The following is a 1,217-nucleotide window of genomic DNA, read 5'->3' as shown; positions in this document are numbered from 1 at the left end:
TTGGTATTGCGTGGCCGCTGTTTCGCCGCCTTCCGTTACGGTTTTCTGGCTTAAACGGCCATTGGCGTCATAGGCATAAACCGCATTGCCGCTTTGCGCCAGTTGGTCGCCGGCGGCATAGCTGGTGGTTTCTATTACTGGTCTATGTAGTGCCCAGGAAATTTTCTTCAATTGAACTAACTAGCATCACTGCTTCTTCATAACCTTCAAGTTCTGAATCTAACCAACTTTCTCCATTTCGAAAGACGTGAAACTTAATTTTCAACCCAAATTCATCCATAGAAAGAATGGCTCTGAGTTCTTTTTCAAAACACATACTTCGCCATTTTGAAAACACTTTACTAACTAAACATAACCCATATTCTAGAAATTTATCTTCGACATAATCATCTACATTTATTGAGTTTATGAAACATTCATAGCCAGTGTTATCTGGGAAATCATCTTGCGTCGCATTTGTCACAACACAAAAACATTTGCTCAAAAAATAACAGCCGTCTTCAACCAAGAACCCCTTTTCGACAAATTCTAATAACTCCTTCTGCAACTCAATCGAACTGAAAGCTGCATATTTATACGTTTCTGACATCTTTGAATTCATCAGGATCATCTAGCTACCCCCAAGATATTTTGATACTGCTTTATCAATTGCCGATTTAAATTTTTTATCTTTGAGCATATTATTCACAGACTTTGGAGCACCTGGAAAAGAGTTGGTTTTCGGGTCATATAGATATTTATTATTATTATCTTGGTAATGAACTTGACCTGGCCTTTGCCCTGGATTGGGGTTCTCGACATCTATTCTCTCTTTACCTTTTCCTTTCCATAATGTTTTACTCGCTGTCTTTGTACCGCGGGAGCCTAACATTACGCCCTTTGCAACAGCAGCAAGGCCAGTAACAGCACCTTTTTTCAGGTCTATAAAATTTGATGCAAATCCGCCAACACTGTACGCCGAGGCGCACGTGTCTACAGCACCATCAATCCCCAAACCACTACGAATGTCACCAGCATCAACCAGCCCCAAGGTTAACGAAGCAATAATGCCATCACCTAAACCTGCTGCACCATCTACAAACCACTGTGGTAACGCAGGCAAGGCCATTAAACCATCTGGATCAATAAAATTAACCGGGTCGCCCAACACATAGCCATACAGGTTGGTATCACCACCCGCAAAGCCGATGGGGTCTCTTGCTGTCCAGCGGCCGGTT

Annotated in this window: 2 protein-coding genes; both read right to left on the bottom strand. The window is 42.2% G+C overall.

What is annotated here, in order from left to right:
• Positions 1–142 precede the first annotated feature (142 nt).
• Complete coding sequence (locus tag VT06_RS16760; protein WP_152659061.1) at positions 143–589, bottom strand: hypothetical protein; 447 nt, start codon at positions 587–589, stop codon at positions 143–145.
• A gap of 21 nt (positions 590–610) precedes the next feature.
• Positions 611–1,217, bottom strand: a 607-nt coding sequence (locus VT06_RS18520; RefSeq protein WP_304413427.1) for an RHS repeat-associated core domain-containing protein, incomplete at its 5' end; no start/stop codon positions are given.

This window comes from Arsukibacterium sp. MJ3 (genome assembly GCF_000987765.1).
Lineage (GTDB): Bacteria > Pseudomonadota > Gammaproteobacteria > Enterobacterales > Alteromonadaceae > Alishewanella.
Note: the sequence above shows the minus strand (reverse complement) of the source record. Positions and strands in the feature narration are given on the sequence as shown.

What these genes read in the sequence shown, in the direction of transcription:
- VT06_RS16760 (WP_152659061.1), bottom strand. Translation starts at nt 589, where the DNA reads ATGTCAGAAACGTATAAATATGCAGCTTTCAGTTCGATTGAGTTGCAG.